This is a genomic window from Streptomyces sp. NPDC056296 (assembly GCF_042268605.1).
Lineage (GTDB): Bacteria > Actinomycetota > Actinomycetes > Streptomycetales > Streptomycetaceae > Streptomyces.
Genome location: NZ_JBHJRX010000002.1, coordinates 87,213 through 113,652 on the forward strand (window position 1 = coordinate 87,213; position 26,440 = coordinate 113,652).

The window sequence follows — 26,440 nt, forward strand, 5'->3', positions numbered from 1 at the left end:
CACCGCCATGACAACGAACCCGCCCCGCGCCGGCCGACGCGAATGGACCGCGCTGGCCGTGCTGATGCTTCCGCTGCTCCTGGTCTCGATGGACGTCTCGGTCCTCTACTTCGCGATCCCGGAGATCAGCGCGGACCTGGAGCCGAGCGGCACCCAGCAGTTGTGGATCTTCGACATCTACGGCTTCGTACTGGCCGGCCTGCTGATGACGATGGGCTCGCTGGGCGACCGCATCGGCCGCCGCAGACTGCTCCTCATCGGCGCGGTGGCCTTCGGCGCCGCCTCGCTGCTCGCGGCCTACGCGCACAGCGCCGAGACCCTGATCGCGGCCCGCGCGGTCCTCGGCATCGGCGGCGCGACGCTGATGCCGACCACGATGGCGCTGGTCCGCACGATGTTCACCGACCCCGTCCAGCGGGCGAAGGCGATCGGGCTGTGGTCCGGGGTGATGACGGCCGGGATCGCACTCGGCTCGGTGATGAGCGGCGTTCTCGTCGAGCACTTCTGGTGGGGCTCGGTCTTCCTGGTCAACCTGCCCGCGATGGCCCTGCTGCTGGTCCTCGGCCCGGTCCTGCTCCCCGAGTCGAAGAACCCGTCCCCCGGCCGCTTCGACCTGCTCGGCGTGCCCCTGTCGATGGCGGCGGTCCTGCCCGTCATCTACGGACTGAAGGAACTGGCCGCCGAGGGCTGGAACGTCCGGTACGTCGTCTCGATCACCGTCGGCCTGCTGTTCGCCGCGTTGTTCGTGCGGCGCCAGCGCACCTCGGCCTCGCCGATGATCTCCCCCGCCCTCTTCCGCGGGCACGGCTTCACCCCGGCGCTCGTCCTCAACACCGTGTCGGCCTTCGGAATGATGGGCTCGGCGTACTTCACCACCCAGTACCTGCAGTCGGTCCTGGGCAAGAGCTCGCTGGAGGCCGCGCTGTGGAGCCTGCTGCCGTCGGTGCTCATCGGCGCCGCCGCACCGGTCGCCGCCCAGCTGGTCCAGCGGGGCGTCGAGCGCGCGTACGTGGTGACGGGCGGCTTCCTCGTCGCGGCGGCCGGCTACGGGCTGCTGGCCCTGGCCGGCACGGACTCGCTGTGGCTGGTGCTGGCCGCGTGCGGTGTCCTGGCCGGCGGCATCGTCATCGTGATGTCCCAGCTCACCGACCTGGCCCTGAGCTCCGCCCCGGTCGAGAAGGCGGGGGCGGCGTCTTCCCTGCTGGAGACCGGCACCGAGTTCGGCGGCGCCCTGGGCATGGCCGCCCTCGGCTCCATCGGTACGGCCCTCTACCGCCAAGGCATGCCGTCGGACGCGCCCGCTCCGGCCCAGGAGACCCTGGGCGGCGCGCTGGCCGTCGCCGCCGAACTGCCGGGGCGCGCGGGGGACGCCCTGGCGACGGCGGCGCGGGAGGCGTTCACGGACGGAATGCGGGGCGCCGCGATCGCCGCGGCGCTGCTGCTGGTCGTGGCGGCCGGACTGGCGGCGGCCGGACTGCGGCGCATCCGGGTGCGGGAGGAAGCGCCCACGGAAAACGCCGAACAGGCTGATCGAGTCAGCCCGTCCGGCGTTTGAGGACGAGCCCGTTCAGGGCGAACGGGGGGGGGCCGGGGGCGAAGCCCCCGGGCCACGTCAGACCAGGTTCACCGAACGGGCCGACGTCGCGCCGATCTCCGCCGAGACCTCCGCCAGCACCCCGGAGGGCACCGTGTCGTCGACGGTCAGCACGGCCAGCGCCTCGCCGCCGACCGTCGCGCGGGCGACCTGCATGCCGGCGATGTTGATGCCGGCCTCGCCGATGACGCGGCCGACGGTGCCGACGACGCCCGGACGGTCCTCGTAGCGCAGGACGACCATGTGGTCGGCGAGGGCGAGGTCGACGTCGTACTCGCCGACGGCGACGATCTTCTGGAGGTGCTTCGGGCCGGCCAGCGTGCCGGAGACCGACACCTCCTCGCCGTCCGAGAGGGTACCGCGCACGGTGACGACGTTGCGGTGCTCCGGGGACTCCGAGCTGGTGGTCAGCCGGACCTCGACGCCGCGCTCCTGGGCGAACAGCGGGGCGTTGACGTACGACACGGTCTCGTCGACGACGTCCTCGAAGACGCCCTTGAGGGCGGACAGCTCCAGCACCTTCACGTCGTGCTGGGTGATCTCGCCGTAGACCTCGACGTCGAGGCGGACCGCGACCTCCCCGGCGAGCGCGGTGAAGATGCGGCCGAGGCGCTCGGCGAGCGGCAGGCCCGGCTTGACGTCCTCGGCGATGACGCCGCCCTGGACGTTGACCGCGTCGGGGACCAGCTCACCGGCGAGGGCGAGGCGGACGGACTTGGCGACGGCGATGCCGGCCTTCTCCTGGGCCTCGTCGGTGGAGGCACCGAGGTGCGGGGTGGCGACGACCTGGTCGAACTCGAACAGCGGCGAGTCCGTGCACGGCTCCTTGGCGTACACGTCCAGACCGGCGCCGGCGACGCGGCCCTCCTTGAGCGCCGAGTACAGCGCCTCCTCGTCGACGATGCCGCCGCGCGCGGCGTTGACGATGCGGACGCTCGGCTTGACCTTGCGCAGCGCCTCGTCGCCGATCAGGCCGAGGGTCTCGGGGGTCTTGGGCAGGTGGACGGTGATGAAGTCGGAGACCTCGAGCAGCTCGTCGAGGGACAGCACCTTGACGCCCATCTGCGCGGCCCGCGCGGGCTGCACGTAGGGGTCGTAGGCGACGACCTTCATGCCGAAGGCCGACATGCGCTGCGCGACGAGGGCGCCGATGCGGCCGAGGCCCACGACGCCGAGGGTCTTCTCGGCCAGCTCGACGCCGGTGTACTTGCTGCGCTTCCACTCGCCGTTCTTGAGCGCGGCGTTGGCCTGCGGGATGTTGCGGGCGGTGGCGACGATCAGGCCGCAGGCCAGCTCGGCGGCGGTCACGATGTTGGAGGTCGGGGCGTTGACCACCATCACGCCGGCCTTGGTGGCGGCGGAGACGTCGACGTTGTCCAGGCCGACACCGGCGCGGGCGACGACCTTGAGCTTCTTCGCGGCGGCGATGGCCTCGGCGTCGACCTTGGTCGCGGAGCGGACCAGGATCGCGTCCACGTCGGCGATGGCGGGGAGCAGTTCGGCCCGGTCCGCGCCGTTGCACTGGCGGATCTCGAAGTCGGGGCCAAGCGCGTCCACGGTCGCGGGCGACAGCTCTTCAGCGATGAGTACGACAGGTTTCGAGCTCACGTGAGTCCTCACAAGTCCAATGCGGACGGCCGTCCCGACGGCCGCATGCGGTGGAGGTTTGCTAGCCGCGTGGAAGACGCACGACGCTGTGGGCCTGACGCGTATGTTGTTCAGCAGTCTAGTGGCGTGACGGGGGTCGTCCTGCGCCTCCGCGGAAGGATCACCCGGAAGTGGCTGTACAGGTCGGCCAACAAGAATCCGGCGCTGAGCCCCGCGACGGCGCCTGCGGCGCACGGCACCGTCGCGGGGGCGAAAAGGCTTACGCCTCCTCGTCGACCCAGCTCATGAGCTTGCGCAGCTCCCTGCCGGTGGTCTCCACCAGGTGCTCGGAGTCCTGCTGCTTGTACTCGTTGTACTTCTTCAGACCGCCGTGGTACTCGTCCATCCACTGCTGGGCGAACGTGCCGTCCTGGATCTCGGCGAGGACCTTCTTCATCTCGGCCTTGGTGGCGTCGGTGATGATCCGCGGGCCGGTGACGTAGTCGCCCCACTCGGCGGTCTCCGAGACCGACCAGCGCATCTTCTCCAGGCCCCCCTCGTACATGAGGTCCACGATCAGCTTCAGCTCGTGCAGGCACTCGAAGTAGGCGACCTCCGGCTGGTAGCCGGCCTCGGTCAGGGTCTCGAAGCCCGCCTTCACCAGCGCCGCGGTACCACCGCAGAGGACGGCCTGCTCACCGAACAGGTCGGTCTCCGTCTCCTCCGTGAAGGTCGTCTTGATGACCCCGGCCCGCGAGCCGCCGATGCCCTTCGCGTACGACAGCGCCAGCGCCAGGGCACCGCCGGAGGAGTCCTGCTCGACCGCCACGAGACACGGCACCCCGCGCCCCTCCTCGTACTGACGGCGCACCAGGTGGCCCGGGCCCTTGGGGGCGACCATGCAGACGTCCACGCCGGCCGGGGGCTTGATGAAGCCGTAGCGGATGTTGAGGCCGTGACCGAAGAAGAGCGCGTCGCCGTCCTTCAGGTTGTCCTTGATGTGCTCCTCGTAGACCTGGGCCTGGATCGGGTCCGGGATGAGGATCATGATGACGTCGGCCTCGGCGGCGGCCTCGGACGGGCTCACCACGCGCAGGCCCTGCTCCTCGGCCTTGGCCTTGGACTTGGAGCCCTCGTGCAGACCGACGCGCACGTCGACGCCGGAGTCGCGCAGCGACAGGGCGTGGGCGTGGCCCTGGCTGCCGTACCCGATGACCGCGACCTTGCGGCCCTGGATGATGGACAGGTCGGCGTCGGCGTCGTAGAACAGCTCGGCCACTGGGTTCTCTCCTTGTGTGCAGGTGTTGCGTCCCACCGTATGCCGGTGAGGGGAAGGGACGTTTCGGGGTCTCGGAATGCGGGCGGCCGGTGGTGTGCGCGACCGCCCGTTTCCGTCGTTATGCGGACCGGTCGAGTGCGCGCAGCGAGCGGTCCGTGATCGAACGGGCGCCGCGGCCGATGGCGATCGTGCCGGACTGGACGAGTTCCTTGATGCCGTACGGTTCCAGCATCTTGAGCATGGCGGACAGCTTGTCGCTGCTGCCGGTGGCCTCGATGGTGACGGCCTCCGGGGAGACGTCGACGGTCTTGGCCCGGAACAGCTGGACGATCTCGACGATCTGGGAGCGCGTCTCGTTGTCGGCGCGCACCTTCACCAGGACGAGTTCGCGCTGGACGGCCTGGGTGGGCTCCAGCTCGACGATCTTGAGCACGTTGACCAGCTTGTTGAGCTGCTTGGTGACCTGCTCCAGCGGGAACTCCTCGACGCTCACCACGATGGTGATGCGGGAGATGTCGGGGTGCTCGGTGACGCCGACGGCGAGCGAGTCGATGTTGAAGCCGCGGCGGGAGAACAGGGCGGCGATCCGGGCGAGGATGCCGGGCGTGTTCTCCACCAGGACGGAGAGCGTGTGCTTGGACATGATCTCTGGGTCTCTCTCGCTCAGTCGTCTTCGTTGTCGCCGAAGTCGGGGCGGACGTCCCGGGCGGCCAGGATCTCGTCGTTGGAGGTGCCGGCGGCGACCATCGGCCAGACCATCGCGTCCTCGTGGACGATGAAGTCGACGACGACGGGGCGGTCGTTGATGGAGTTGGCCTCCTCGATGACCTTGTCGAGGTCGGCGGGGTCCTCGCAGCGGATGGCGTAGCAGCCCATGGCCTCCGACAGCTTCACGAAGTCGGGGACGCGGGTGCCGCGGGCGTCCGGGTTGACGTCCTCCGGGCCGGAGTGCAGCACCGTGTTGGAGTACCGCTGGTTGTAGAACAGGGTCTGCCACTGGCGGACCATCCCGAGGGCGCCGTTGTTGATGACGGCGACCTTGATCGGGATGTTGTTCAGGGCGCAGGTGGCGAGTTCCTGGTTGGTCATCTGGAAGCAGCCGTCGCCGTCGATCGCCCAGACGGTCTGCTCGGGCACGCCGGCCTTGGCGCCCATGGCGGCCGGGACGGCGTAGCCCATGGTTCCGGCGCCGCCGGAGTTCAGCCAGGTGGCGGGCTGCTCGTACTGGACGAAGTGCGCGGCCCACATCTGGTGCTGGCCGACGCCGGCCGCGAAGATCGTGCCCTCGGGCGCGAGCTGCCCGATGCGCTCGATGACCTGCTGCGGGGAGAGCGAACCGTCGTCGGGCTGGTCGTAGCCGAGGGGGTAGGTGTCGCGCCAGCGGCTGAGGTCCTTCCACCAGGCTGCATACCTCGACGCGGCGGCCTCGCCGGTGTTGCCCTCGCTGTGCTCCTTCTGGACGGCCTGCACGAGGTCGGCGATGACCTCCCGGGCGTCGCCGACGATCGGCACGTCGGTGGCGCGGTTCTTGCCGATCTCGGCCGGGTCGATGTCGGCGTGGACGATCTTGGCGTACGGGGCGAAGCTGTCCAGCTTGCCGGTGACACGGTCGTCGAAGCGGGCTCCGAGGGCGACGATCAGGTCGGCCTTCTGCAGCGCGGTGACGGCGGTGACCGCACCGTGCATGCCCGGCATTCCCACGTGCAGCGGGTGGCTGTCGGGGAATGCGCCGAGCGCCATCAGGGTGGTGGTGACGGGCGCTCCGGTGAGTTCGGCGAGGACCTTCAGCTCGGCGGTGGCCCGCGCCTTGAGGACGCCGCCGCCGACGTAGAGCACGGGGCGCTTCGCGGCGGTGATGAGCTTGGCGGCCTCGCGGATCTGCTTGGCGTGCGGCTTGGTGACCGGGCGGTAGCCGGGCAGGTCCATGACGGGCGGCCAGGAGAACGTCGTCTTCGCCTGGAGCGCGTCCTTGGCGATGTCGACCAGGACCGGCCCCGGACGGCCGGTGGAGGCGATGTGGAACGCCTGCGCGATCACCCGGGGGATGTCGTCGGCCTTGGTGACCAGGAAGTTGTGCTTGGTGATCGGCATGCTGATGCCGACGATGTCGGCCTCCTGGAAGGCGTCCGTGCCGATCGCCTTGGAGGCGACCTGGCCGGTGATCGCGACCATCGGCACGGAGTCCATGTGCGCGTCGGCGAGCGGCGTGACCAGGTTGGTGGCGCCGGGTCCCGAGGTCGCCATGCAGACGCCCACCTTCCCGGTGGCCTGCGCGTAGCCCTCGGCCGCGTGGCCGGCGCCCTGCTCGTGGCGGACCAGGACGTGACGCACCTTGGCCGAGTCCATCAGCGGGTCGTACGCCGGAAGGATGCACCCGCCGGGAATGCCGAATACCGTGTCGGCGCCGACCTCCTCGAGGGAGCGGATGAGGGCCTGCGCACCCGTGACGTGCTCGGGGGCGGACTGTCCTCCGGATCGGGGCCGGGGCTGCGGGTGATGGGCCCCGGTGGCCTGCTCGGTCATCGGCATTCTCTTCTCGATGCTGAGGGTTCTGATGCTGAGGTTTTTGCGAGGTTTCGGGCGGTGTGTGGCTGTTGCTCAGCGGTGCTGGTGCAACAAAAAACCCCTCGTGCCATAAGGCAAGCGAGGGGAGCGCGCCGGGTGTGGGTCGCTGGGAGTCCGGATCGGTCCGGACTGCACCAGCTCAGCCGACGCGCTTTCCAAGTACGAGAATTCGGGTGCGCATGGCACTGACCTTCCTCCCGGCACGCCCTCACTGTCAAGTGGGTGGGACGGGAGTCTCATTATGTGAGCGCAAAGGCGTACCACCACGCAGGACGGTCGGGAGCCCGGAGGTGACGCCGCCCGCGAAGGCCGGTTCGGCCGGGCCGTGCGGCACCGGGTAGTGGCCGGTTTTGAGCGCTCTGCGCAGCCGGTACTCGTCCAGCGGCCCGGAGAACGCCATGCCCTGCCCGTGCGTACAGCCCATCGCGCGCAGGGCGACGATCTGCTCGGGCAGGTCCACCCCGTCGGCCACGGACTTCAGCCCGAGGTCGGTGGCGATGCGCAGCAGACCACTGGTGATCTTGTGCAGCCGCGCGGACTCCACGACGCCCTCGATCAGGCCGCGGTCGAGTTTGAGGACGTCCACAGGGAGGCGCCGGAGCGCGGTGATCGCCGCGTAGCCGTTGCCGAAGCCGTCCAGGGCGATGCGGACGCCGACCCTTCGCAGGGCGTTCAGCCGGCGGTCCAGCTCGTCCAGGCCGACCCGTGGGTCGATGTCCGACAGTTCGATCACAAGTGAGCCGGGTGGCAGTCCGTGCCGGGTCAGCAGGGCCTCCACCGATCCCAGCGGCATGGAACGGTCCAGCAGCCGACGGGCGCCGATGCGTATGGCCACGGCCGCGGACAGTCCGGCCGCCGCGCGTTCGGCGGCCTGCTCGACGGCCTCCTGGAGCACCCAGCGGTCCAGTTCGGCGGTCTTGTCGCCGTCCTCGGTCACGCGCAGGAACTCCGCGGGGGTGAACAGCACCCCCTGTGAGGAGCGCCAACGCGGCTGGGCGCAGACCGACGTGATCCGGCCGTCCGTCAGGGAGACCACCGGCTGGTGCAGCAGCGCGAACTCGCCGTCGTGCAGCGCGGCCCGCAGGCGCGTGGCCAGCTCGGCCTTGCGTACGACGTCCTGCTGCATCTGCGGTCGGTACAGCTCGACGCGTCCCTTGCCGGCCGCCTTGGCGCGGTACATCGCGAGGTCGGCGTTGCGCAGCAGCTCGCCCGCGCCGAGGCCCGGTTCGGCGAAGGCGACCCCGATGGAGGCGTTGACACGGACCTCGTTGCCGTCGATGAGGTAGGGCTGCGAGAGCGTCATCCTGAGACGGTCGGCGAGTTCCAGGATGTGACCCTCGCGGGCGGCCCGGTCCCGGGCGCCGTCCCCGACGATCAGGGCCGCGAACTCGTCGCCGCCCAGCCGGGAGGCGGTGTCCCCCTTGCGGACGGCCTCGTGGAGTCTGCGGGCGGCCTGCACGAGCAGTTCGTCGCCTGCCTGGTGCCCGATGGTGTCGTTGACGGCCTTGAAGCCGTCGAGGTCGATGAAGAGCACCGCCGTGCCGCGCAGGGCGGCGCCGCGGTCGGAGGCGCGTCGGCCGGACAGGGCCTGCTGGACGCGCCGGGTGAACAGGGCGCGGTTGGGCAGGTCGGTCAACGGGTCGTGTTCGGCGTTGTGCTGGAGCTGCGCCTGAAGGCGCACTCTTTCGGTCACGTCCCGGCTGTTGAAGATCAGGCCCCCGTGGTGGCGGTTGACGGTGGACTCGACGTTGAGCCAGCCGCCGTCCCCGGAGCGGAAGCGGCACTCGATGCGCGTGGTGGGTTCCTCGACCGGGCTCGCGGCGAGGAACCGGCGTACCTCGTGCACCACGCAGCCGAGGTCCTCCGGGTGGATGAGACCGGCCAGTTCGCTGCCGACGAGTTCCTCGGCGGGGCTTCCGTAGACCCCGGCGGCGGCCGGGGAGACGTAGCGGAGGATGCCGTTGGGCGCGGCGATCATGATGACGTCGCTGGAGCCCTGTACCAGGGAGCGGAAGTGGTTCTCCTTCTGGGCCAGTTCCTGGGTGAGGGTGATGTTGTCGAGCAGCATGATGCCCTGTCGCACGACCAGCGCGAGGACCACGGTGCCGCCGGTCAGCAGCACCACGCGGTCGACGCTGCGGCCGTTGAGCACGTTGTAGAGGATGCCCAGGGTGCAGACCGCGGCGGCGAGGTACGGCGTGAGCGCGGCCAGCGACCCGGCGATGGGCCGGGAGGCCGGGTAGCGGCCGCGCTCACCCCCGGGCGCGGGGACCGGCCCGGACGCGGGCACCGGTGTGGGTGCGGACCGGTGAGTGGTGCCGCGCTGCCCGGGCACGTGCTCGCGCACCACGCGCGTGTGCCCGCCGGGCCCCTCCCCGTCCGACGGCCGCCCGCGCCGGGACGCGGCCCAGGGGGCGTACGCCAGCAGCAGCGAGCCGGCGAACCAGCCCGCGTCGAGCAACTGGCCGGAGCGGTAGTTGTTGTGCATCAGCGGTGAGGTGAACAGGGCGTCGCAGACCACCGTCAGGGCGAGCGCGCCGATGGCGGTGTTGACCGCGGACCGGCAGACGGGCGACCGCCGGAAGTGCAGGGCGAGCACCATGCTGACGAGAGCGATGTCGAGCAGCGGGTAGGCCACCGAGAGCGCGGAGTGGGCCACACTGGAGCCGCCCCCGGCCTTCGCCGCCTGGGCGAGCGCCAGGCTCCACGCCAGGGTCAGCAGCGAACCGCCGATCAGCCAGGCGTCCAGGCCCAGGCAGATCCAGCCGGCCTTCGTCACCGGCCGCTTGGCCAGCACCAGCAGCCCCACGATGGCGGGCGGCGCGAAGCACAGGAAGAACAGGTCCGCGTAGCTGGGACTGGGCACCGGCTGCCGCAGGACGACCTCGTACCACCCCCAGATCAGATTGCCCAGGGACGCCATCGCCGAGGAGAGGGCGAACAGCAGCCAGGCCGGTCGGAACCGGACACGGGGCCCACGGGCGTAGAGCACGCAGGAGACGGCGGCGGCGCCCGCGGCGGCGCTCAGCCCGAAGTCGCCCATGATCTTGGCGACGTGGTCCGAACCCCAGCCGAGCGCGGAACCGACGGCGTATCCCGCGCAGATCAGAGCCAGCACGAGCTGACGGACGAAGGTCGGTCCGCCGGCGGCGGCCGACGGCCGGGGCAGCAGCGGTCGGGGCGGGGACTGCGTCCGCAGCGCTCCGTCCAGAGTCGGCACGGGGGGCGGCGGACTCACCGGGACCTCCCGGTCCGCGCCGCCCCCGTGTCCCGCGGGCCCCGGTGCGGCGGCTGGACCTGCCTCTTGCGGCCGCTCGGCCGGCGCTGGTGAGGGCCGCACCGACCGTGGTGGCCGCCGTGCCGGCCGTGCTGACTTCGTCTGCGCGCGGTCGTGGTCGTGCGCCAGGGTCGCCGGCGGCGGCTTCGCCGCGTCGGGTTGTTCGTCCATAGGCCGTGCATCGCCCGTCGCCCCCCTCACAGTCTGAGATGTCCATCCCCGGCGCCGAACCGTGCGCGGCGCATCCCCTGTCGGACGATACACCAGTCTCGTCACTCAGGGACATAGGTTCTCTACGCTCCGTGACGACCAGCGGATATGCGCGTACCCACCGCATCCGGGGAGTTGCGGAGGGTACCTGAAACGGATTACGCGCCCGTCGTCAGGATCACGTTGCGCAACGGCTCCTGGTTCACGAAACGGCTCAACTGGTCCACCAGCAGCCGCTTGGCGCGCGGCAGGAAGGCGGAGGTCGGCCCGCCGGCGTGCGGGCTGATGACTATGCCGGGAGCATGCCACAGGGGGTGACCCGGCGGCAGCGGTTCGGGGTCGGTCACGTCGAGGGCGGCGGTGAGGCGCCCGCTCTCCAGTTCGGCGAGCAACGCCTTCGTGTCGACGACGGGGCCGCGCGCGACGTTGACGAGCAGGGCGCCGTCCTTCATGCGGGTCAGGAAGTCCGCGTCGACCAGGCCACGGGTGGCCTCGGTGAGCGGTGTGGAGATGATGACGACGTCCGCCTCCGGGAGCAGGGCGGGGAGTTCGGTGAGCGGATGCACCGGGCCGCGTGCCGTGGTGCGGGCGGAGCGCGCGACGCGCACCACCGGCGCGACCTCGAAGGGCACGAGCCGGTCCTCGATCGCGGCGCCGATCGAGCCGTACCCGACGACGAGCACCTTCCGGTCGGCGAGCGCCGGCCGGAACCCGCCGAGCCACTCGCCCCGGTCCTGCGCCCGGACGAAGTCGGGGATGCCGCGCAGCGACGCCAGGATCAGGGCCAGGGTGAGCTCCGCGGTGCTGGCCTCGTGCACTCCGCGCGCGTTGCACAGCCGTACGCCCGCGGGCAGGTGCTTCAGTCCGGGCTCCACGTGGTCGATGCCGGCGGAGAGGGTCTGGACGACCTGGACGGAGCGCATCCCGGGCAGCGGACGGGTGCCGATGCCGCTGGGCTTCATGTAGGGGACGACGTAGAACGCGCAGTCGGCGGGGTCGGCGGGGAAGGCCTCCTCGCCGTTCCAGTAGCGGTAGGCGGGGCCTTCGGGGAGGCCCTCGATCTCGTCCGGCGGGATGGGCAGCCACACGTCAGGAGTCATGGTCAGGAGGCTATGTCAGGGGCGCGGAAGGGCAGAGGTTAGGTTGGGTGGCCTGACGAGGGAGGGTCACGACCAGGTGGAGCGCAGGACGATCGGCGCGACGGCGCTCGCGGTGGGGGCCGTCGGACTGGGGTGCATGCCGATGAACTGGGCGTACAGCGCGTCGCGGCAGCGGGGGGAAGAGTCGGTCAGGGCGGTGCACCGGGCCCTCGACCTGGGTGTTTCCCTGCTGGACACGGCGGACATGTACGGCCCGTTCACCAACGAGCTGCTGCTGGGACGGGTGTTGAAGGAGCGGCGGTCCGACGCCTTCGTGTCGACCAAGGTCGGTCTGCTGGTGGGCGATCAGCACATCGTGGCCAACGGCCGCCCCGGTTATGTGAAACGTGCCTGCGACGCCTCACTGCGCCGGCTGCAGACGGACGTCATCGACCTCTACCAACTGCACCGTGCCGATCCCGAGATACCCGTCGAGGAGACCTGGGGCGCGATGGCGGAGCTGGTCCGGGCCGGGAAGGTGCGGGCCCTCGGGCTCTGCGCGGTCGGTGCGCGGTCGGCCCGGCGTCCGGGGGCCCGGCTGCACGACGCGACGATCCGGCAGCTGGAGCGGGTGCAGCAGGTCTTCCCGGTGAGCGCGGTCGAGGCCGAGCTGTCGGTGTGGTCGCCGGAGGCGCTGCGGACGCTGCTGCCGTGGTGCGTGACGCGCGGCGTCGGTTTCCTCGCCGCGATGCCGCTCGGCAACGGCTTCCTGACCGGCACGCTCACCCCCGGGCAGGGCTTCGAGCCGGAGGACCTGCGTGCCCGGCACCCCCGCTTCACCGCCGAGATGATGGCGGCCAACCAGCCGATCGTGGCCGGCCTGCGCCGGATCGCGGCCCGGCACGGCGACGGGGTCACACCGGCGCAGGTGGCGCTGGCCTGGGTGCTGGCGCAGGGCAGGCACGTGGTGCCGGTGCCGGGGACCAAGCAGGAACGCTGGGTGACCGAGAACGCGGGGGCGGCACGGCTGCGGCTGACCGAGCGGGATCTGGCGGAGGTGCGTGCGCTGCCGGCGGCGCAGGGGTCGTGGGAGTGACGCGCGCGCGATTGCCGGGTTCGGGATTCGGCGATCGGGAACTTGGAGGGCGCGTGCGGTGTATGACAAGGAGAACCCGCCGCGTCGAAGGGACCATGTCGACCATGATCGTGCAACGTCGATCCGTGACGGCCGTGTTGGCCACCGCCCTGCTGCTGACGGCGGGCTGCTCCTCCGACGACGGGGACCCGTCGGGCGCGGACGCGAGCGCCTCCCCGAGCAGTACGGCGGCCCAGTCGTCGCCCTCGGGCTCGGCGGCCGCCGAGGAGGCGCCGCCCGCGAAGGGCTCCGTAAAGGTGGTCCGTACCGTCACCACGGGGCTCGAGAGCCCTTGGGGTCTGGCTCCGCTGCCGGGCGGTGGTCTGCTGGTCTCCTCCCGTGACGAGGCCACGGTCACGCGGGTCGACGAGAAGACGGGCAAGAAGACGGAGCTGGGCGAGGTGCCCGGGGTGGCTCCGTCCGGCGAGGGCGGCCTCCTCGGCATCGCCCTCTCCCCCGACTACGCATCGGACCGGATGATCTACGCGTACTTCACCTCGGCCTCCGACAACCGCATCGTCCGCATGCGGTACGACGAGAAGAGGCCGTCCGGTGAGCAGCTGGGCGCGCCGGACACGGTGTTCCGGGGCATCCCCAAGGGGGTCGTCCACAACGGCGGCCGGATCGCCTTCGGCCCCGACAAGATGCTCTACGCGGGCACGGGCGAGAGCGGTGACACCGGGCTGTCCCAGGACAAGGAGTCCCTCGGCGGCAAGATCCTGCGTATGACACCGGACGGCGACCCGGCGCCCGGCAACCCCTTCCCCGACTCCGTGGTGTACTCGTACGGCCACCGGAACGTGCAGGGGCTGGCCTGGGACGACGAGCAGCGGCTGTTCGCCGCGGAGTTCGGCCAGGACACCTGGGACGAGCTGAACGCGATCAAGCCGGGCGACAACTACGGCTGGCCGGAGGCGGAGGGCGAGTCCGGCGGCTCGGAGTTCCACGACCCGCTCGCCCAGTGGAGCACCGACGAGGCCTCCCCCAGCGGCATCGCCCACGCCGAGGGTTCCATCTGGATGGCGGGCCTGCAGGGCGAGCGGCTGTGGCGCGTCCCGCTCAAGGGCACGGAGGCCGCGGCCGATCCGCAGGCGTTCCTGGCGGGCGAGTACGGGCGGCTGCGCACGGTGGTACCGGCGGGCGGCGACAAGCTGTGGCTCATGACCAGCAACACGGACGGCCGGGGCGACGCGAAGGAGGGCGACGACCGGATCCTGGAGCTGCGGGTGACGTAGCCGGCGCCGTCACTCCTCCGCCGCCTCCGTGGGGCGCGGCAGGTGGACGACGACCTTGCCCGAGGTGAGGTCTATCGGGCCGTGGCCGGGGTCGCCGTCGCCGACGTCCTCGCGGGTCAGTTCCAGACGGTTCTGCTCGTCGCGGGTGTGCTTGCGGCCGGGGGAGAAGAGTTCCTCGAATGCGTTGAACACGGAGCCTCCGTCGGTCGGCGTCCCTTACAGCGTAAGCCTCACTCCGCGGAGCGGGACGTGAGCCGTCCGGCCGGGAACAGCGCCAGCCGGTGGGCCACCGCCGCCGCCTCGCCGCGGCCGGAGACGCCGAGCTTGGCCAGGATGTTGGAGACGTGGACGCTGGCCGTCTTCGGGGAGATGAAGAGTTCCTCCGCTATCTGGCGGTTCGTGCGGCCGTCGGAGACCAGGCGCAGCACGTCGCGTTCCCGGCTGGTGAGGCCCAGGGCCTCGGCCGGGTCGGCGGGGGCGCCGGGGGTGCGGCCGAGGGGGGTGCGGCCGAGGGGAAGGCGGGCTCGCTGGGCGAGCAGGCCGACCGCCTCGGCCAGCGGGCGGGCGCCGAGGTGGTCGGCGACGGTGCGGGCCAGGCGGAGCAGTTCCGTGGCGCGGGCGCGCTCGTCCTCGCCGCCGGTCTCCAGCAGGGTGCCGGCCAGCCGGTGCCGGACGCGGGCGAGTTCGTAGGGCCGCTCCAGGCACTCGAAGGCGGTGACCGCCTCCGACCAGGTCTCCGGGGTGTCGCGGCCCTCGGCCCGGTGGAGTTCGGCGCGGACCCACTTCTCGTGGGCGAGCCAGACCGGGGCGCCCGTGGTGAGGGATTTGGCGGTCCTGGCGAGGCGTTCGAGGCTCTCGGCGCGGCCCTCCTCGGCGGCCGGCAGCGCGCGGGCGTCGGCCTCGGCCTCGGCCGCGAACAGCAGCAGGGGCCAGCCGTAGCGCTGGGTGCCGGGTGGGAAGCCGTCGTCCAGGGCCCGGCCGAGTTCGGCGCGGGCGTCGAGGATGCGGCCCTCGGCGGCGGCGAGGGCGACCGTGAGGGCGGCCAGCGGCAGCCGGTACTGCGGCATGGTGTCGTGGGTGCCGTAGGCGGCGCGGGCCTCGGCGATCCGGGCGGCGGCCTCGGCCGTGTCGCCTCGGGCGAGGGCCACGGTGGCCCGCTTGAGGGCGGCTCCGGCGCGTGGTGCGGCGCTGCGGCCCGGGGCGCCGGACAGCACCGCGGCCTCGACCGCCTCGTCCCAGCGGCCCAGCGAGATGGACGACTCGGCGAGATTGCCCCACACGAAGGCCTCGGACTCCAGCAGGCCCATGCGCCGGGTGAGTTCCACGCCTTCGCGCAGGATGCCGAGCGCCTCCTCGGAGCGGCCGACGCTCTCCAGTACGGAGGGCAGGTTGACGTGGCTCCGGGCCACCACGGGGGCCCGCCCCTGCGCCACCACCAGGTCTCTCACCTGGTACATCTCCGCGAGCCCTGCCTCGATGTGCCCCGCGTCGACCATCAGGCCGCCGAGCGTGAGCCGGGCGTTGAGCTCGATGTCGTCGGCGCCGACCATGCGCGCGTACTCGACGGCCCGCTCGGCGGCGGTCACCGCGTCGGGGCCGGGGTTGTGGAGCATCGACCAGTTGGCGGCCATGGACAGCACCTCGGCGTGCACCTCGGAGGGCGGCAGGCCGCGGACCAGCTCCTGGGCGATGCCGAGCTCCCGCCAGCCGTCGCCGCGGCCCTGCGCCTGGACCAGCAGCGAACGCTGCGTCCAGAACCAGGCGGCGCGCTGCGGGTCCCGGCCGCTCGCGTTCGCCCCGGCGCCCGCCTCCTGCTCGTCCTCCAGCAGGCGCAGCGCCCGCTTGGTGATCTTCATGGCGCGCTCGCGCTCCCCGCTCAGCCGCCCGGCGACGGCGGCCTCGGCCATCAGGTCCAGGTAGCGCAGGGGCTTGGTGGCGGGGTCGCAGCCGCAGGGAGGGTAGACCTCGGTGTAGTCGACGGGGCGCAGGGTGGCGCGTACGTCGTCGGGGGCTGCGTCCCACAGCTCCATCGCGCGCTCCAGCAGCCGGAGCTGCTCGGAGTAGGCGTGGCGGCGGCGGGCCTCGACCGAGGCGTCCAGTACGGCGGGCAGGGCCTTGGCGGGGTCGTGGGCGCGATACCAGTAGCTGGCCAGGCGCATCACCCGCTCGGTGGCGGGCACCAGCGTCGGATCGGCGTCGAGGGCTTCGGCGTAGCGGCGGTTGAGGCGGGAGCGCTCGCCGGGGAGCAGGTCGTCGCCGACGGCCTCGCGGACCAGGGAGTGGCGGAAGCGGTAGCCGTCGCCGTCGGGCGCGGGGAGCAGGATGTTGGCGTTCACGGCGGCCCGCAGTGCCTCGATGAGGTCGTCCTCGGCGAGCCGGGCGACGGCGGCGAGCAGCCGGTACTCGACGGTGGAGCCGCCCTCGGCGACGATCCGGGCGACCCGCTGGGCGCTCTCGGGGAGGGCTTCGACGCGGACCAGCAGCAGGTCGCGCAGGGAGTCGGTGAGGCCGGTGCGGCAGCCCTCGTGGGCGGCGACGGCGAGTTCCTCGACGAAGAAGGCGTTGCCGTCGGAGCGTTCGAAGATCTCGTCGACCCGGAGCGGGTCGGGTTCGTGGGCGAGGATGCCGGCGATCTGGCAGCCCACCTCGTCCCGGGTGAAACGGCCGAGTTCGAGGCGGCGGACGGTGCGCAGCCGGTCGAGTTCGGCGAGCAGGGGGCGATGGGGGTGCCCCCACGCCGTTCAGGCAGTGGGGGAGGGTGGCGGCGGTGGATGTCGTCGGAGCGGTAGGTGGCGAGGACGACGAGGCGGCCGGTGCGCAGGGTGCGGACGAGGTAGGCGATCAGGTGGCGGGTGGAGGCGTCGGCCCAGTGCAGGTCCTCCAGGACGAGGACGACGGTGTGCCGGACGGCGACGCGTTCCAGCAGGCGGGCGGTGAGTTCGAAGAGGCGGGCCATGCCCTCCTCGTCGTGCCGGCCGCCGCCGGCTCCCGGGGTGCTCTCGCCCAGTTCGGGCAGCAGCCGGGCGAGTTCCTCCTCCTGTCCGGCGGCGGCTGCCGCCAGTTCCGCGGGCAGTTGGCGGCGCAGCGCGCGCAGCGCGGTGGAGAACGGCGCGAAGGGCAGACCGTCGGCGCCTATCTCGACGCAGCCGCCCAGCGCGACGACGGCGTCCTGCCCGCGTGCGGCGGTGGCGAACTCCTCGACGAGGCGGGTCTTGCCGACCCCTGCCTCGCCGCCGAGCAGCAGTGCCTGCGGCTCGGCGGCGTCGGCGCGCACGAGCGCGTCCTGCAACGTGTCCAGTTCGCCGGCACGGCCGACGAACACGGGACTGACGGACCTGGTCTCCACGGAAGCGAGCATCGCACGCGGGTGTGACAGCGGGGCAGCGGTTTTCGGCAGGTGGACGGCGGACGGTACGACGACGGGGAGGACGGCCGTACGGCCGTCCTCCCCGGTCCCCCCGCTCACCCCGTTCACGCGGCCCGGGTGAACCGGTGCCGGCGGAACCGGAAGCTATGGCTCTCGGCCTCGGCGGTGCCCTTGGCCGCGTCCCGGCGGGCGGCGCGACGGGCGCGGACGGCCTCGCGGGCCAGCCGGGCCTGGTCGGCGCGGCGGATCAGTTCGGCGGAACGGGTCTGCTGGATCTCGTACTCGAACATGGTGTCCCTCGTGTCCCTCGGTGAGAGCCGGTCTCGGCTTCGGTTTCGGCTTCGCTTGCTTGCGATGCCTCAACCTTCGTCTCCCAGGGGGGTGCGCCACATCGGGTAAGTTCCGCATCTTCGGCGGGGGGTGGGGCCTTAGACATGCGTGAGGGGACTTAGGGCGTGCGCAGGGGGCGCACTGATTCCCTAAGACCCCTCAGAGGGCTTGGTCAGCCGGTGGACGGCAGCCCGAGCAGGACGTCCGTGTACTTCAGGACGGCGAGGAGCAGGCCGATGACGCCGAGGGCGACGCCCGCCCAGGCGACCGACTTGATCCACGGGGCCTGCGGGCGGCCGGGCGCGCCGAACGCGGGGCGGGCCAGCACCACGACGCCGACGATCAGCGCGACCAGGGCGAACAGTCCGCCCCACAGCGCGGTGGCGTGCCAGGCGTTGCCGTAGCCCTTCTCGATCAGCATGCCGACGTCGGAGGACGAGGACGTCTCCAGCTGGCCGATCAGCGACTCGCGGGCGGAGGCCACGGTGCCGACCCAGCTCCCCGTCAGCGAGACGATGCCGAGCCCGGCCGAGACGACGGCCCCCGCGCCCTGGCCGACGCCGGTGGGGCCCTCGTTCCCGGTGGTGGCGGAGTCGGCGTGGTCCGCCGCTTCGGCGTCTGTCGTGGCGCCGTCCGTCGTGGCGTCGTCCGTCGTGGCGTCCGCTCCGTCCGGGGTCTCGGCCTCGGCGGTCTCGGGAGCCTCCGTCGCCTCGTCCGTCTTGTGCAGGTCGGTCTTCACGCCGGTCTCGTCCACTGTCTTCGTTCCCATGTCTCGCACCGTACGGACGCTGTCTGAGAGGTCCCTTAATGATCCGTTTGAGCGGCACACGCGCGTGCCTCACGTGCCGCACGCCACTCGGGCGCGAGCACCGCCCACACCTCGATGTCCTGGCGGACGCCCCGGTAGTGGGAGCTTTGGCGCAGCACCCCCTCACGCATCATGCCGAGTCGCCGGGCGGCGTTGACACTCGGGGTGTTGGCGGACGACGCGTGCCACTCCACGCGGTGCATGCCGCGCTCGTCGAAAGCCCAGTCGATCAGGACCCGCGCGCCGCGTGTGACGAGGCCGCGCCCCGTGCCGGCGGGCTCCAGCCAGCAGCCGATCTCGCAGACGCCGGTGGCCGCGTCGAAGACCCGGAAGAGCAGGCCGCCGACGAGTTTGCCGTCCAGCCACAGCCCGTGCAGGAAGCCGCTGTCGGCGGCGCGCCGGTCGGCGTAGGACTGGATCAGCTGCCGCGCGGAGTCGGCGTCGGTGGCCTTCGTCCCGAAGGGGATGTGCTGTGTGATGAACTCCCTGCCCCGGTCCAGGTGGGCCAGGAACTCCTCGGCGTGCCAGGTCTCCAGGGGGCGCAGTTCGGCTCCGTCGTCACCCAGTGATATCGCGTACATCCCGCTGCCGCTCCTCCTCCGCAAGGACGCCCGCCACCTCGGCGTCCGTCGCCGCGGCCAGCCTCTCATGGGCGACGCGGCACTCGGGCGGCTCGATGCTGATGCGCGGCAGGAGCTTGTCCAGCCGGCGCGGCAGCCACCAGTTGGCGCTGCCGAGCATGTGCATCAGGGCGGGCACCAGGAGGGTGCGCAGGACGAAGGCGTCCAGGGCGACGGCGGCGGCGAGCGCGATGCCGAACATGGCGATCACGCGGTCACCGCTGAGGACGAAGGCGAGGAAGACCGAGATCATGATGACCGCGGCGGAGTTGATCACCCGGCTGGTCTCGGCGAGGCCGACCCGCACGGCTCGGCGGTTGTCGCCGGTCTCCAGCCACTCCTCGTACATCCGGCTGACCAGGAAGACCTGGTAGTCCATGGAGAGCCCGAAGAGGACCGACACCATGATCACCGGCAGGAAGGGTTCGATCGGGCCGGCGCTGCCGAGGCCGAGCAGTTCGCTCCCCCAGCCCCATTGGAAGATCGCCACGACGACGCCGAAGGAGGCTGCGACGGCGGCGACGTTCATCGCGGCCGCCTTGAGGGGGATGCCGACGGAGCGGAAGGCCAGCAGGAGCAGCAGGCAGCCCAGGCTGATGACGACGCCGACGAAGAGGGGCAGCTTGCCGACGATGACGTCGGCGAAGTCGTCGTAGCCGGCCGTGACGCCGCCGACGTGCACGTCGAGCGCGGTGCCGGCCTCGGCAGGCGGGAGCACCTCGGAGCGCAGCCGTTCGACGAGGTCGCTGGTCGTCCGGGACTGCGGGGCGGACTCGGGTACGACGACGAGGTACGCGGTGTCGCCGGCCGAGTTGTACGTCACCGGGGTCACCGAGGAGACGCCCTCGGTGGTGCGCAGGGAGGCGTCCAGGTTGTCCAGGGCGAGCCGGTCCTCGGCGCCGCCGACCTCGGTGACCAGGGTGAGGGGGCCGTTCACGCCGGGGCCGAAGCCGTCGGCGAGGAGGTCGTAGGCCTGGCGGGTGGTGCTGCCCTTGGGGTCGTTGCCCTGGTCGGAGGTGCCGAGGCGCAGTCCGAGGGTGGGCAGCGCGAGGACGGTGATGACGACGAGGGCGACGGCGCCCAGCAGCTTGGGGTGGCGCTCCACGAACGCCGACCAGCGGGCGGCGAACCCGGTGGGCAGCTCGGGTTCGGGCCCGTGCTCCGCGAGCCGGCGCCGCTCGCGCCGGCTCAGGGCGCGCGGACCGATGTACGACAGCAGCGCGGGCAGCAGCGTCACGGACGCCGCCACGGTGAGGACGACGGTCAGCGAGGCGGCGATGGCCACGCCGTTGAGGAAGCTCAGCCGGAGGATCAGCATGCCCAGCAGGGCGATGCAAACGGTGGCACCCGCGAAGACGACCGCGCGTCCCGTGGTCGCGACGGCGTTCTCGGCGGCCTCGGCGACGGTGAGTCCCCGTTTCAGGCCGCGCCGGTGTCTGGTGACGATGAACAGCGCGTAGTCGATGCCGACGCCGAGTCCGATGAGGGTGCCCAGCATGGGCGCGAAGTCGGCGACGGTCATGGCGTGGCCGAGCAGGGTGATACCGGCGTAGGCGGTGCCGACGGAGACCAGCGCGGTGGCGATGGGCAGTACGGCGGCGGCGAGGGAGCCGAAGGCGAGGAAGAGGACGACCGCGGCCACGGCCACGCCGAGGACCTCGGCGAGATGACCGTCCGGCGCCTCGGTGAGCGCGACGGCGCCGCCGCCCAGTTCGACCTGGAGCCCGTCGGTCGCGGCCGCCTCGGCGGTGTCGACCACGGCCCGCGCCTCGGCCGCGTCGATGTCCTGGGAGGCGTCCTCGAAGGTGACCGAGGCGTACGCGGTATGGGCGTTCTCGCTGATCATGGGCGAGTCGGGGTCGTCGTACGGGTTGGTCACCGAGGCCACCCCGGGCAGGTCCGCGATGCGGTCCAGGGTGCGGGTCATGGTCTGTTCGACGTCGGTGGCGCGGACGGTGTCGGTCGTCGTGTGCCAGACGATCGTGTCGCCGTCGCCGCCGAGGTCGGGGAAGCCGGAGGCGAGCAGCTGGGAGGCACGGTCGGAGTCGGTGCCGGGGACTCCGTAGTCGTTGGAGTACGCGGAGCCGGTGACCACGGCGGCCGTGGCGACCCCGCCGAAGGCGAGGAGCCAGAGCAGGACGGCGACGAGGCGGCGTTGGACACACCAGCGTGCGAGGGCTGCCACGAACGTGCTCCCAGGGGTGTCTGATTGTGGATCTTTGTCCGGGAACAGTTGTTCATGAACTGAACGGCCCGCAAAGAACGCATGAGTAATGCGGAGCCACTCTTTCAGTCAGAATTGATCGTTTGCGGATTTAGTGGGCTTATTCACAGAGGCGAAGACGATACGCAGGACGATCGGATGAACGTGTTGTTCCCTATGGGTGATTCGTAGCCGAACGCCTGAGGGGTTGCACCCGACCGGGTGCAACCCCTCAGAACATGCGATGCCGGGTGGCTCAGCCCTCGCTGACGCCCAGCTTCTCCAGGATCAGCTCCTTGACACGGGCCGCGTCCGCCTGGCCCCGGGTCGCCTTCATGACCGCGCCGACCAGAGCGCCGACCGCGGCCACCTTGCCGCCGCGGATCTTGTCCACGACGCCCTGGTTGCCGGCGATGGCCTCGTCGACGGCGGTGGTGAGCGCGCCCTCGTCGGAGACGACCTTCAGGCCGCGCTTGTCGACGACCTCGTCCGGCGTGCCCTCACCGGCGAGGACGCCCAGGATGACCTGGCGGGCCAGCTTGTCGTTCAGGTCGCCCTTCGTGACCAGCTCGGCGACCCGCGCGACCTGCTCCGGCGTGATCGCCAGCTCGTCGAGCGCCTGGCCCGACTCGTTGGCGCTGCGGGCCAGCTCGCCCATCCACCACTTGCGGGCGGAGGCCGCGTCGGCACCGGCGTCGATCGTGGCGACGATCGGGTCCAGCGCGCCGGCGTTGAGGATCGACTGCATGTCGTTGCCGGAGATCCCCCACTCCTCGCGGAGCCGGTTGCGGCGCACCAGCGGCAGCTCGGGCAGGCTGGAACGGATCTCCTCGACCCACTCGCGTGAGGGGGCGACCGGCACCAGGTCGGGCTCCGGGAAGTACCGGTAGTCCTCGGCCTCCTCCTTCACCCGGCCCGAGGTCGTGGACCCCGTGTCCTCGTGGAAGTGGCGGGTCTCCTGGATGATCGTGCCGCCGTCGTTCAGCACGGCGGCGTGCCGCTGGATCTCGAAGCGGGCGGCGCGCTCCACGGAGCGCAGCGAGTTGACGTTCTTGGTCTCGCTGCGGGTGCCGAACTTCTCCCGGCCGTGCGGGCGCAGCGACAGGTTCACGTCGCAGCGCATCTGGCCCATCTCCATGCGGGCCTCGGACACGCCGAGGGCACGGATGAGTTCGCGCAGTTCACGGACGTAGGCTCGCGCGACCTCGGGGGCCCGCTCGCCCGCTCCCTCGATCGGCTTGGTGACGATCTCGATGAGCGGGATGCCCGCGCGGTTGTAGTCGAGGAGGGAGTGCGAGGCACCGTGGATACGGCCCGTCGCGCCACCGACGTGCAGCGACTTGCCGGTGTCCTCCTCCATGTGGGCGCGCTCGATCTCCACGCGGAAGGTCTCGCCGTCCTCCAGCTGCACGTCGAGGTAGCCGTTGAAGGCGATCGGCTCGTCGTACTGGGAGGTCTGGAAGTTCTTCGGCATGTCCGGATAGAAGTAGTTCTTCCGGGCGAAGCGGCACCACTCGGCGATCTCGCAGTTCAGTGCGAGACCGATCCGGATCGCCGACTCGACGCCGGTCGCGTTGACGACCGGGAGCGCGCCGGGCATGCCGAGGCAGACGGGGCAGGTCTGGGTGTTGGGGTCAGCGCCCAGTGCGGTCGAACAGCCGCAGAACATCTTGGTGTGGGTGCCGAGTTCGACATGGACCTCAAGGCCCATGACGGGGTCGTACGACGCCAGCGCGTCCTCGTACGACACCAGGTCGGTCGTGGTGGTCACGGTGAAACTTCCCTCTCAGCCCAGCAGGACGTCGTCGTCGCCCAGACGCTTCAGCTCGCGGTACAGGATGGCGAGGTTGGTGACGACCGCTGCGCCGGTCACGACGGCGTCGAGCAGCCGCAGCGTGTCGCTCTCGCCCCGGGCCTTCTTGATCTGCTTGTACACCCCGACGGCGCCGAACGCCGACGTGGCCATCGAGACGTACAGGCCGGACTTGGAGCTCTTGAAGCCCTTGGCCTTGGTCAGTGCGCTCACAGCGACGGTGCCTCCTCGATCAGCGGGTGGCCCCACCTTTCCACGAAGGCGGCCTCCACGGCCGCGCCGACCTTGTACAGCCGGTCGTCCTTCATGGCGGGGGCGATGATCTGCAGACCCACCGGCAGGTTGTCCTCGGGGGCGAGGCCGCAGGGCAGCGACATGGCCGCGTTGCCCGCCAGGTTGGTGGGGATGGTGCACAGGTCGGCCAGGTACATCGCCATCGGGTCGTCGGCACGCTCGCCGATCGCGAAGGCGGTGGTCGGGGTCGTCGGGGAGACGATCACGTCGACCTGCTCGAAGGCCTTCTCGAAGTCCCGCGTGATGAGGGTGCGGACCTTCTGGGCGCTGCCGTAGTACGCGTCGTAGTAGCCGGAGCTGAGGGCGTACGTGCCGAGCATGATGCGGCGCTTGACCTCGGGGCCGAAGCCGGCCTCGCGGGTCAGGGAGGTGACCTCCTCGGCGGAGTGCGTGCCGTCGTCGCCGACGCGCGCGCCGTAGCGCAGGCCGTCGAAGCGGGCGAGGTTGGAGGAGCACTCGGAGGGCGCGATCAGGTAGTACGCCGACAGCGCGAGGTCGAAGGACGGGCAGTCCAGCTCGACGATCTCCGCGCCCAGCTCCTTCAGCAGCTCGACGGACTCGTCGAAGCGCTGGATGACGCCGGCCTGGTAGCCCTCGCCGCGGAACTGCTTGACGACGCCGACGCGCATGCCGGCGACGCTGCCGTTGCGGGCGGCCTCGACGACCGCGGGGACCGGGGCGTCGATCGAGGTGGAGTCCATCGGGTCGTGCCCGGCGATCACCTCGTGCAGCAGGGCCGCGTCCAGGACCGTGCGGGCGCAGGGGCCGCCCTGGTCGAGGGAGGAGGAGAAGGCCACCATGCCGTAGCGGGAGACGCCGCCGTAGGTCGGCTTGACGCCGACGGTGCCGGTGACGGACGCGGGCTGGCGGATGGAGCCGCCGGTGTCGGTGCCGATGGCGAGCGGGGCCTGGAAGGCCGCGAGCGCGGCGGAGGACCCGCCGCCGGAGCCGCCGGGGATCTTGGTGAGGTCCCAGGGGTTGCCGGTCGGGCCGTACGCGCTGTTCTCCGTCGAGGACCCCATGGCGAACTCGTCCATGTTGGTCTTGCCGAGGATGACGACGTCGGCGGCCTTCAGACGCTGGGTGACGGTCGCGTCGTACGGCGGGATCCAGCCTTCGAGGATCTTCGAGCCGACGGTGGTGGGGATGCCCTCGGTGGTGAAGATGTCCTTGAGTGCGAGCGGGACGCCGGCCAGCGGGCCGAGCTTCTCGCCGCGCTCGCGCTTGGCGTCCACGGCGCGGGCCTGGGCCAGGGCGCCCTCGCGGTCGACGTGCAGGAAGGCGTGCACCTTCTCGTCGACGGCCTCGATGCGGGCCAGGTGGGCCTCGGTGACCTCGACGGCCGTCAGCTCGCCGGAGGCGATCTTCGCGGCGATCTCGGCCGCGGTGAGCTTGATGATGTCGCTCATGGCGGTTACTCCTCCCCCAGGATCTGCGGCACCTTGAAACGCTGCTGCTCCTGGGCCGGGGCGCCGGAGAGCGCCTGCTCGGGCGTGAGCGACGGACGGACCTCGTCCGGCCGCATGACGTTCGTCAGCGGGAGCGGGTGCGAGGTCGGCGGTACGTCTTGGTCGGCGACCTCGCTGACGCGGGCGACCGCGCCGATGATGTCGTCCAGCTGTCCCGCGAAGTGCTCGAGCTCTTCGGGCTTCAGCTCCAGACGCGCCAGCCGGGCGAGGTGGGCGACCTCCTCGCGCGTGATGCCAGGCATGCAGCGTTCCTCTGGGGTGAGTGTGTGTGGTGTGGGCAAATCGGCTTGGGCAAGTCGGTTCGGGCCAATCCTATGGGGCCGGGCCCCGTGGCCGTTAAACGGTTTCCCCCGGGGCCGGCTCGCGGCACCGCGCCGTCCCGCTCGCGGCACCGCGCGGTCCGGGGCGGTGCCGCGCGGGGAGGCGACGACAGGGTCGTGCTCAGACCGCGAAGAGCAGACCGGCACTGATCAGGATGACGACCGCGGTGGCGAAGTGGATGCCGAAGGCCACGGCCTTCGCACCGCCGTGGCGCAGCACTATGAGCATGTCGCCGAGCGGTACGACGGCCACGCAGAGCATGAACCAGGCCTCGGCGCGGGCGCCCGCGAAGGCCAGCAGGGCCAGGCCCACCAGACCGAACGTCCCGTCCCTCAGGCCCTTGATCGTCAGGTAGGCGCCTGCATCACCGGAGGGGTCGGCCGGGACCCCGTAGCCGGTGGCGGCGGGGCCGGGCTGGAACAGGAAGCGGTAACCGAGGAACACGCAGAACAGGTTGAGCACGACGGCCAGGGTGTACGCGGTGACGGTCACGATCTCTCCTCGCTAGCGCTGCTAGGAACAATGGCGACGCTAGCAGAGCGCCGACAGGATGGCTAGCGTTGCTAGAATCGCGGTCATGACGATCCAGACGCGCCGGGAGCGCGAACGAGCGGAGCGCGAGCGGCTGATCGTGACGGCCGCGCGGGACCTGGCCGAGGCGGAGGGCTGGGACGCGGTCACCACCCGCCGGCTGGCCGCCGAGATCGAGTACAGCCAGCCGGTCCTGTACAGCCACTTCAAGGGCAAGGACGCGATCATGGCGGCGGTCGCGGTGCGGGGCTGCGAGGAGTTCACGGACGAACTGCGGGCGGCGACCGCGGTGGCCGAGGGGGCGCGCGAGACGCTGGCGGCGGTCGGGAGGGCGTACACCGCCTTCGGCCGACGGCGGCCCGCGCTCTACGACGCGATGTTCACGCACCGGGTGGACCTGCCGTTCGCCACGCCCGAGGCTCCGGCGGCCCTCCAGGAGGCGTTCGCCGAGCTGCTGAGGGCCGTCGAGCCCTTCGCCGCCGAGGACGAGGACCCGGCGCTGCTCACGGAGACGTTCTGGGCGGGCCTGCACGGGCTGGTGACCCTGATGCGCAGCGGCCGGCTACCGGAGCAGGCGCACGACCAGCGGCTCGCCCTGCTGATCGGACGCTTCGCGCCGCGGGACAGCGTGCGCTGAGCGGTACGGCCGGGAGCGGTACGGGGGAGTGGCACGGCCGGGAGCGGTACGGCTCAGGAACAGCACGGCCCGGAGCAGCACGGCTC

The 26,440-nt window shown here is 71.5% G+C and carries 20 protein-coding genes and 1 pseudogene; 4 read left to right on the forward strand and 17 right to left on the reverse strand.

What is annotated here, in order from left to right:
- Window positions 1-7 precede the first annotated feature (7 nt).
- Window positions 8-1,555 carry an MFS transporter gene (locus tag ACFCZF_RS02060; protein WP_376669990.1) on the forward strand — a complete coding sequence of 516 codons (1,548 nt, stop codon included), beginning with the start codon at window positions 8-10 and terminating at the stop codon, window positions 1,553-1,555.
- Window positions 1,556-1,612: 57 nt separating this feature from the next.
- Here ACFCZF_RS02060 and serA read toward each other — a convergent pair whose 3' ends face one another.
- The 6 genes from serA to ACFCZF_RS02090 all read right to left on the reverse strand — a co-directional run bounded on the left by serA (window position 1,613) and on the right by ACFCZF_RS02090 (window position 11,612).
- Entirely contained in the window at window positions 1,613-3,202 is a 1,590-nt protein-coding gene (serA, locus tag ACFCZF_RS02065; RefSeq protein ID WP_375908741.1) for a phosphoglycerate dehydrogenase, read from the reverse strand.
- 259 nt (window positions 3,203-3,461) lie between these two features.
- Window positions 3,462-4,460, reverse strand: coding sequence for a ketol-acid reductoisomerase (gene ilvC, locus ACFCZF_RS02070; protein ID WP_376669991.1), 999 nt, complete (start codon window positions 4,458-4,460; stop codon window positions 3,462-3,464).
- 118 nt (window positions 4,461-4,578) lie between these two features.
- Window positions 4,579-5,103: an acetolactate synthase small subunit gene (gene ilvN / locus ACFCZF_RS02075; protein WP_121749334.1), complete on the reverse strand. Its 525-nt coding sequence runs from the start codon at window positions 5,101-5,103 to the stop codon at window positions 4,579-4,581.
- Window positions 5,104-5,123: 20 nt separating this feature from the next.
- The gene (locus ACFCZF_RS02080; RefSeq protein WP_376669992.1) at window positions 5,124-6,989 is read right to left on the reverse strand and encodes an acetolactate synthase large subunit; all 1,866 of its coding nucleotides are present in this window, start codon (window positions 6,987-6,989) and stop codon (window positions 5,124-5,126) included.
- A 250-nt stretch (window positions 6,990-7,239) separates the two neighbouring features.
- The gene (locus ACFCZF_RS02085) at window positions 7,240-10,263 is read right to left on the reverse strand and encodes a putative bifunctional diguanylate cyclase/phosphodiesterase (protein ID WP_376669993.1); all 3,024 of its coding nucleotides are present in this window, start codon (window positions 10,261-10,263) and stop codon (window positions 7,240-7,242) included.
- 407 nt (window positions 10,264-10,670) lie between these two features.
- Window positions 10,671-11,612 (reverse strand): 2-hydroxyacid dehydrogenase, encoded by a 942-nt coding sequence (locus ACFCZF_RS02090; RefSeq protein ID WP_375908732.1) that lies wholly within the window; start codon window positions 11,610-11,612, stop codon window positions 10,671-10,673.
- Between the two features lie 76 nt (window positions 11,613-11,688).
- Between ACFCZF_RS02090 and ACFCZF_RS02095 the strand changes: the two genes are divergently transcribed.
- Together ACFCZF_RS02095 and ACFCZF_RS02100 are read left to right on the forward strand one after the other, a co-directional pair.
- Window positions 11,689-12,687, forward strand: a complete 999-nt coding sequence (locus tag ACFCZF_RS02095) for an aldo/keto reductase (RefSeq protein WP_376669994.1) — start codon at window positions 11,689-11,691, stop codon at window positions 12,685-12,687.
- Window positions 12,688-12,791: 104 nt separating this feature from the next.
- Complete coding sequence (locus ACFCZF_RS02100; RefSeq protein ID WP_376669995.1) at window positions 12,792-13,961, forward strand: PQQ-dependent sugar dehydrogenase; 1,170 nt, start codon at window positions 12,792-12,794, stop codon at window positions 13,959-13,961.
- A 9-nt stretch (window positions 13,962-13,970) separates the two neighbouring features.
- Here ACFCZF_RS02100 and ACFCZF_RS02105 read toward each other — a convergent pair whose 3' ends face one another.
- The 11 genes and pseudogenes from ACFCZF_RS02105 to ACFCZF_RS02155 all read right to left on the reverse strand — a co-directional run bounded on the left by ACFCZF_RS02105 (window position 13,971) and on the right by ACFCZF_RS02155 (window position 25,678).
- Window positions 13,971-14,153 (reverse strand): DUF6191 domain-containing protein, encoded by a 183-nt coding sequence (locus ACFCZF_RS02105; RefSeq protein WP_375908724.1) that lies wholly within the window; start codon window positions 14,151-14,153, stop codon window positions 13,971-13,973.
- 38 nt (window positions 14,154-14,191) lie between these two features.
- A pseudogene (locus ACFCZF_RS02110) lies at window positions 14,192-17,319 on the reverse strand (AAA family ATPase).
- A gap of 113 nt (window positions 17,320-17,432) precedes the next feature.
- Complete coding sequence (locus ACFCZF_RS02115; RefSeq protein WP_376669996.1) at window positions 17,433-17,618, reverse strand: hypothetical protein; 186 nt, start codon at window positions 17,616-17,618, stop codon at window positions 17,433-17,435.
- 212 nt (window positions 17,619-17,830) lie between these two features.
- On the reverse strand, window positions 17,831-18,427 hold the full coding sequence (locus ACFCZF_RS02120; RefSeq protein WP_376669997.1) for a hypothetical protein: 597 nt from the start codon (window positions 18,425-18,427) through the stop codon (window positions 17,831-17,833).
- A gap of 35 nt (window positions 18,428-18,462) precedes the next feature.
- Window positions 18,463-19,047 (reverse strand): GNAT family N-acetyltransferase, encoded by a 585-nt coding sequence (locus ACFCZF_RS02125; protein WP_376669998.1) that lies wholly within the window; start codon window positions 19,045-19,047, stop codon window positions 18,463-18,465.
- Complete coding sequence (locus ACFCZF_RS02130) at window positions 19,025-21,271, reverse strand: MMPL family transporter (protein WP_376669999.1); 2,247 nt, start codon at window positions 21,269-21,271, stop codon at window positions 19,025-19,027. Before ACFCZF_RS02130 ends, ACFCZF_RS02125 begins: the two co-directional genes overlap by 23 nt.
- Window positions 21,272-21,545: 274 nt before the next feature.
- Complete coding sequence (gatB, locus tag ACFCZF_RS02135; protein ID WP_376670000.1) at window positions 21,546-23,060, reverse strand: Asp-tRNA(Asn)/Glu-tRNA(Gln) amidotransferase subunit GatB; 1,515 nt, start codon at window positions 23,058-23,060, stop codon at window positions 21,546-21,548.
- Between the two features lie 15 nt (window positions 23,061-23,075).
- On the reverse strand, window positions 23,076-23,315 hold the full coding sequence (locus ACFCZF_RS02140) for a hypothetical protein (protein ID WP_121749321.1): 240 nt from the start codon (window positions 23,313-23,315) through the stop codon (window positions 23,076-23,078).
- Entirely contained in the window at window positions 23,312-24,805 is a 1,494-nt protein-coding gene (gene gatA, locus ACFCZF_RS02145; RefSeq protein WP_375908705.1) for an Asp-tRNA(Asn)/Glu-tRNA(Gln) amidotransferase subunit GatA, read from the reverse strand. The genes ACFCZF_RS02140 and gatA overlap by 4 nt, the downstream gene beginning before the upstream one ends.
- A 5-nt stretch (window positions 24,806-24,810) precedes the next feature.
- Window positions 24,811-25,107, reverse strand: coding sequence for an Asp-tRNA(Asn)/Glu-tRNA(Gln) amidotransferase subunit GatC (gene gatC, locus ACFCZF_RS02150; RefSeq protein ID WP_003973500.1), 297 nt, complete (start codon window positions 25,105-25,107; stop codon window positions 24,811-24,813).
- Between the two features lie 199 nt (window positions 25,108-25,306).
- Window positions 25,307-25,678 (reverse strand): DUF4267 domain-containing protein, encoded by a 372-nt coding sequence (locus ACFCZF_RS02155; protein ID WP_375908701.1) that lies wholly within the window; start codon window positions 25,676-25,678, stop codon window positions 25,307-25,309.
- An 85-nt stretch (window positions 25,679-25,763) separates the two neighbouring features.
- Between ACFCZF_RS02155 and ACFCZF_RS02160 the strand changes: the two genes are divergently transcribed.
- Window positions 25,764-26,354, forward strand: a complete 591-nt coding sequence (locus ACFCZF_RS02160) for a TetR/AcrR family transcriptional regulator (RefSeq protein WP_376670001.1) — start codon at window positions 25,764-25,766, stop codon at window positions 26,352-26,354.
- The last annotated feature ends 86 nt before the right edge of the window (window positions 26,355-26,440 follow it).

Coding starts and splice junctions, on each gene's coding strand:
- ACFCZF_RS02160 (WP_376670001.1), top strand. CDS start 25,764: ATGACGATCCAGACGCGCCGGGAGCGCGAACGAGCGGAGCGCGAGCGG.
- ACFCZF_RS02060 (WP_376669990.1), top strand. CDS start 8: ATGACAACGAACCCGCCCCGCGCCGGCCGACGCGAATGGACCGCGCTG.
- ACFCZF_RS02115 (WP_376669996.1), bottom strand. CDS start 17,618: ATGTTCGAGTACGAGATCCAGCAGACCCGTTCCGCCGAACTGATCCGC.
- ACFCZF_RS02090 (WP_375908732.1), bottom strand. CDS start 11,612: ATGACTCCTGACGTGTGGCTGCCCATCCCGCCGGACGAGATCGAGGGC.
- ACFCZF_RS02120 (WP_376669997.1), bottom strand. CDS start 18,427: ATGGGAACGAAGACAGTGGACGAGACCGGCGTGAAGACCGACCTGCAC.
- gatA (WP_375908705.1), bottom strand. CDS start 24,805: ATGAGCGACATCATCAAGCTCACCGCGGCCGAGATCGCCGCGAAGATC.
- ACFCZF_RS02100 (WP_376669995.1), top strand. CDS start 12,792: ATGATCGTGCAACGTCGATCCGTGACGGCCGTGTTGGCCACCGCCCTG.
- ACFCZF_RS02080 (WP_376669992.1), bottom strand. CDS start 6,989: ATGCCGATGACCGAGCAGGCCACCGGGGCCCATCACCCGCAGCCCCGG.
- ACFCZF_RS02125 (WP_376669998.1), bottom strand. CDS start 19,047: ATGTACGCGATATCACTGGGTGACGACGGAGCCGAACTGCGCCCCCTG.
- ilvN (WP_121749334.1), bottom strand. CDS start 5,103: ATGTCCAAGCACACGCTCTCCGTCCTGGTGGAGAACACGCCCGGCATC.
- gatC (WP_003973500.1), bottom strand. CDS start 25,107: ATGCCTGGCATCACGCGCGAGGAGGTCGCCCACCTCGCCCGGCTGGCG.